Source organism: Pseudomonas sp. BF-RE-22 (assembly GCF_019956155.1).
GTDB classification, from domain to species: Bacteria; Pseudomonadota; Gammaproteobacteria; order Pseudomonadales; family Pseudomonadaceae; genus Aquipseudomonas; species Aquipseudomonas migulae.
In genome coordinates, this window is record NZ_JAHBDD010000080.1 from 1 (window position 1) to 4,540 (window position 4,540).

6 protein-coding genes are annotated in these 4,540 nt (G+C 61.7%); 4 read left to right on the forward strand and 2 right to left on the reverse strand.

Annotated features, from left to right (window positions below):
• Positions 1-92: 92 nt before the first annotated feature.
• Both queD and KGA82_RS27165 read right to left on the reverse strand, forming a co-directional pair.
• Positions 93-449: a 6-carboxytetrahydropterin synthase QueD gene (queD, locus tag KGA82_RS27160; RefSeq protein WP_008025299.1), complete on the reverse strand. Its 357-nt coding sequence runs from the start codon at positions 447-449 to the stop codon at positions 93-95.
• A 74-nt stretch (positions 450-523) separates the two neighbouring features.
• Entirely contained in the window at positions 524-1,603 is a 1,080-nt protein-coding gene (locus KGA82_RS27165; protein ID WP_223453172.1) for a patatin-like phospholipase family protein, read from the reverse strand.
• 279 nt (positions 1,604-1,882) lie between these two features.
• On the opposite strand from KGA82_RS27165, the gene KGA82_RS27170 reads away from it, so the two are divergent.
• Genes KGA82_RS27170 through KGA82_RS27185 form a run of 4 tightly spaced genes read left to right on the forward strand, consistent with a single transcriptional unit; the run spans position 1,883 to position 4,478 of the window.
• Positions 1,883-2,191 carry a PepSY domain-containing protein gene (locus KGA82_RS27170; RefSeq protein WP_008025303.1) on the forward strand — a complete coding sequence of 103 codons (309 nt, stop codon included), beginning with the start codon at positions 1,883-1,885 and terminating at the stop codon, positions 2,189-2,191.
• Positions 2,191-2,496: a PepSY domain-containing protein gene (locus KGA82_RS27175; RefSeq protein WP_008025305.1), complete on the forward strand. Its 306-nt coding sequence runs from the start codon at positions 2,191-2,193 to the stop codon at positions 2,494-2,496. The genes KGA82_RS27170 and KGA82_RS27175 overlap by 1 nt, the downstream gene beginning before the upstream one ends.
• Positions 2,497-2,499: 3 nt before the next feature.
• A complete protein-coding gene (locus KGA82_RS27180; RefSeq protein WP_008025306.1) occupies positions 2,500-3,168 on the forward strand; it encodes a response regulator transcription factor in 669 nt (222 codons plus the stop codon).
• Entirely contained in the window at positions 3,165-4,478 is a 1,314-nt protein-coding gene (locus KGA82_RS27185) for a sensor histidine kinase (protein WP_223453173.1), read from the forward strand. The genes KGA82_RS27180 and KGA82_RS27185 overlap by 4 nt, the downstream gene beginning before the upstream one ends.
• The last annotated feature ends 62 nt before the right edge of the window (positions 4,479-4,540 follow it).

Genomic DNA, 4,540 nt, shown 5'->3' on the forward strand with positions numbered 1-4,540 from the left:
TATAAGAGACAGGTATCAGTCGACATCTCTGTTGCCTGACACACCGCTTTCGCGAGCAAGCCCGCTCCCACAGGGGGAATGCGTTGTCTGGTTTATTCGCCGCGATAGATGCAACCGCTAGTGCAGGTCTCGTGAATACGGATCGCGCTGAGTTCTGGCAGCAATGGCTTGAGTTCAACCCAGATCCACTTCGCCAACACTTCACTGGTCGGATTCTCCAACCCAGGAATGTCATTCAAGTAGTTGTGATCCAGGCGCTCATACAACGGCTTGAAGATCGCCTTGATCTCGGAAAAGTCGCGAATCCAGCCGGTATGCGGATCCAGATCGCCACTCAAGTGAATCGCCACTTTGAACGAGTGACCGTGCAGGCGGCCGCACTTGTGGCCTTCCGGGACGTGGGGCAGGCGGTGGGCGGATTCGAAGGTAAATTCTTTGAAGATTTCCACAGTGGTTTCAGCTCTGTCAGGTGGCGATCGCCGCAGCGATGTGGGCAGGCGGCGAGTTTAACAGTTTGTCCTGACTAAAGGGTCAGCAAGCGTTCGCCAAGGCGACCGTTGGCGGCCAGTTCTAGAAACTCATCGCCCAGCCTGCGGCTTTCATCCATGGTCGCACGCCAGTATTTCTGCCGGCTCGGCGCATCGCCCATGAAGCGCTTGAAGTCGTTACGGTCCGGCAGTTTGCCGTAGGGCAGGCGGGCCAGGTATTCCTTGGACGGCGCCAGCAACAGGACATCCTGCAAGCGCGTTGGGCAGGCACGGCGCCACGGCAGGGTTTTGTCGAACCAGCCGGGAATCACCCGGTCGGTGAAATGTGGGTACAGCACGATGTCGTTGCCGCTGTAGGGCAGGTCGAGGTGATAGTCGAGCAGGCCGCCGTCGCGGAACGTCCCGGCGCCGGCGCCCGGCAGGTCGCGCACGCCTTCCATGACCATCGGGATCGAGCCCGAGGCGAGCAGGGCCTGGCGCAGGTTGCCGGCATTCAGCGCGACGAAGCGCGAGGGGAAATCGTTCAGCGCGTTGACCGGAGGTGCCTGGCGCGGGTCGTGGATGATCAGCCGCTCGAAATGCCGCGACAGCCGCGCGCGACCGCGCAGGTTGTCGGCGATCACCGACGACAGGCCCAGCCCGAGACGACCGCGATGATCGTCCGCAAGCAGGCCGTGGCTTTTGACCACCATGATGTTCAGCCGGTAATTCGCGTTGCTCAGAATCGCTGCATCGCGACCGTCGAGCAGGTCATTGAGCATGCGTTGCGAGCTCTGGCTGATCTGCGCCATGGTCACGCCTTTGGCGAAGTTCTGCTCGGTGTACAGGTGACCGAGGCGGCGGATGCCTTCGGCGGCGTCCGGCAGGCAGGCACTGGCGAAGCGCCAGGAGCCGACCGAGGCGCCGATCAGCGACCGCTCACGCGGCGCGGCGGGCAGCCATTCGCCAAACAGCGCCAGGTCCAGACCTTGAATCCCCAACGCCTTCGGCCCGCCGGCAGCACCCGGCAGCGTACCGACATCGGCGGCGTTCAAGCCGTGCTCACGGATGCGCGCCAAGGCACGCGGGCCGGCCTTGAGGGTCAGGGAAGGGAACTTGATGTGGATGGCGGTCATACCTGTCTCGATGTCTGGCAAGCGGGCGGATTATAAACAGTGTGGCTGCAGGGGGCGGCAATACCTCGCATTCGATGTAGCACCAGGAATCTGTAGGAGCACGGCTTGCCGGCGAAGGCGATGTCAAGGGCGCCTTCGCCGGCAAGCCGTGCTCCTACAGGTTTGGCGTATGCCGACGATAGCGTGATGCCATTCTTGATGATGGCAATTCAGTTTCAATTAAGTTCGAATCGCTAAGGTGCCTTCCGTACGCAACACATAAAAAATACGGAGACACCCATGAAAACCCTGACTGCCCTGTTCACCGCCTCCATCGTCGCCATGACCGTCAGCATCGCCCACGCTCGCGACTTGGGCCCCGACGAAGCCCTGCGGCTGCGCGACGCTGGTACCATTGTGTCTTTCGAGAAGCTCAACGCCACGGCATTGGCCAAACACCCTGGCTCGACGGTCACCGAAACCGAGCTGGAAGAAGAGTACGGCAAGTACATCTATCAGGTGGAGCTGCGCGACCCGCAAGGCCTTGAGTGGGACCTGGAATTAGACGCGGTCAGCGGGCAACTTCTCAAGGATCATCAGGATACGTAATGAAGGTGTGTTCATTGTCACGCATGGCGCTGGTGCTTCTGGCGTTTTGCTCGATCGTCATGGCCCGCGACCTTGATCAGGACGAAGCCCTGCGCCTGCGCCAGCAGGGCGTGATCCTGCCGCTCGAACAAGTGGTGAAGCAGGCGCTGGAGCGTTATCCAGGCTCAAAACTGCTGGAAGCCGAGCTCGAAGAGAAACACGACGTCTACATTTATGAAGTCGAGCTGCTGACCACCGAAGGCGTGGTTCGTGAACTGGACCTCGACGCCGCCACTGGCGAGTTACTGAAAGACAAGGAAGATTGACCGATGCGATTGCTGCTGGTGGAAGACCATGTGCCCCTGGCCGACGAACTGATGGCCGGCCTCAACCGTCAGGGCTACGCCGTGGACTGGCTGGCCGACGGGCGAGATGCGGTGTATCAGGGCAGCAGCGAACCGTATGACCTGATCATCCTCGACCTCGGTCTGCCGGGTTTGCCGGGGCTCGACGTGTTGGCGCAATGGCGCGCGGGCGGGCTGGCTACGCCGGTGTTGATCCTCACCGCGCGCGGTTCCTGGGCCGAACGGATCGAAGGCCTCAAGGCCGGCGCCGACGATTACCTGAGCAAACCTTTCCACCCTGAAGAGCTGCATTTGCGCATTCAGGCGTTGTTGCGCCGTTCCCATGGCCAGGTCAATCAACCGACGTTGCAGTCGGCCGGATTGCACCTGGACGAAGGCCGGCAATGCGTGACCCGCGACGGTGCCGACATCCAGCTCACCGCCGCGGAGTTTCGCCTGCTGCGCTATTTCATGCTGCACCCCGAGCAGATCCTCTCCAAAAGCCACCTCGCCGAACACCTCTACGACGGTGAAACCGAGCGCGATTCCAACGTGCTGGAAGTTCACGTCAACCACCTGCGGCGCAAGCTCGGGCGCAGCGTGATCGAAACCCGTCGCGGCCAGGGTTACCTGTTCGGCGGGCAAGCGCAGTGAGGTCGATCCAGCGCCGCTTGAGTCTGGGGCTGATCAGCGTGATGGTGATCGTCGGCCTGGTGCTGGCGCAAACCAGCCTGTGGTTGTTCGAAGTGGGCTTGCAGCGCTACCTTGAAGCGGGGCTGCGCAACGACAGCGAAAGTTTGCTGGTGGCGCTGGTGCGCGGGCCGCAGGGCTTGCAGCTGGATGAACGACATCTGTCACCGGCTTATCAGCGGCCGTTTTCCGGGCATTACTTTCGCATCGATTTTGCCGACAGCCATTGGCGCTCGCGTTCGTTGTGGGATCAGGAGTTGCCGCGCCTCGACCATCCCGGCCTGCACAGCAACCTGCAACTGGGGCCGGAAGGCCAGCAATTGCTGGTCTTGCGTTCGGACTATCGCCGTTTGGGACAATCGATCTCCATCAGCGTCGCTCAGGATTACACGCCGGTGCGCGAGAGTTTCAAGCGCATGCAGCAAGTGGGCCTGGGCCTGGGGCTGGCGGGGTTGCTGCTGATTTTGCTGTTGCAGCGGATCACCGTGCGCCGCGCCTTGCGTCCACTGGAAAAGGCCCGTGAGCAGATTGCTCAGTTGCAGCAGGGCCAGCGTTCGCAACTGGATGATCAGGTGCCGGTGGAACTTGAGCCGCTGGTGGCGCAGATCAACCATTTGCTCGCCCACACCGAAGACAGCCTCAAGCGTTCGCGCAATGCGCTGGGCAACCTTGGGCATGCCTTGAAAACCCCGCTGGCGGTGTTGTTGAGCCTGGCGTCCAGCGAGAAACTCGATGCCCATCCCGAGCTACGCAAGATCCTCAAAGACCAATTGGCACAGGTTCAGCAACGACTCAATCGCGAGCTTAACCGCGCACGGTTGTCCGGCGATGCGCTGCCGGGGGCGTTGTTTGATTGCGATGCGGAACTGCCGGGATTGCTCGCCACGTTGAACATGATCCACGGCGAACACCTTGAACTGAGCTATCGCGCGCCGGCTGGGTTGCAGTTGCCGTGGGATCGCGAAGACTTGCTGGAACTGCTGGGCAACCTGCTGGACAACGCCTGTAAGTGGGCGGATGCCGAGGTGCGGTTGAGCGTGGTCGAGACGGCCGCAGGGTTTGAGCTAAGCGTGGAAGATGATGGGCCGGGGATTCCCGAGGACCAGCGCGCTCAGGTGTTCAGCCGGGGCACGCGGCTGGATGAACAGGCGCAAGGGCATGGGTTGGGGCTGGGGATTGTGCGCGACATCGTCGACACGTGGGGCGGGGTGTTGCGGCTGGAGGAGAGCGAGTGGGGCGGGTTGAAGGTTGTCATCGAACTGCCCAAACGCTGACCCCGGAAACACCGCTTTACTGTAGGAGCCGGCTTGCCGGCGATGGCGTCTTCAAAATCGCC

What these genes read in the sequence shown, in the direction of transcription:
- KGA82_RS27165 (WP_223453172.1), bottom strand. Translation starts at nt 1,603, where the DNA reads ATGACCGCCATCCACATCAAGTTCCCTTCCCTGACCCTCAAGGCCGGC.
- KGA82_RS27170 (WP_008025303.1), top strand. Translation starts at nt 1,883, where the DNA reads ATGAAAACCCTGACTGCCCTGTTCACCGCCTCCATCGTCGCCATGACC.
- KGA82_RS27175 (WP_008025305.1), top strand. Translation starts at nt 2,191, where the DNA reads ATGAAGGTGTGTTCATTGTCACGCATGGCGCTGGTGCTTCTGGCGTTT.
- KGA82_RS27180 (WP_008025306.1), top strand. Translation starts at nt 2,500, where the DNA reads ATGCGATTGCTGCTGGTGGAAGACCATGTGCCCCTGGCCGACGAACTG.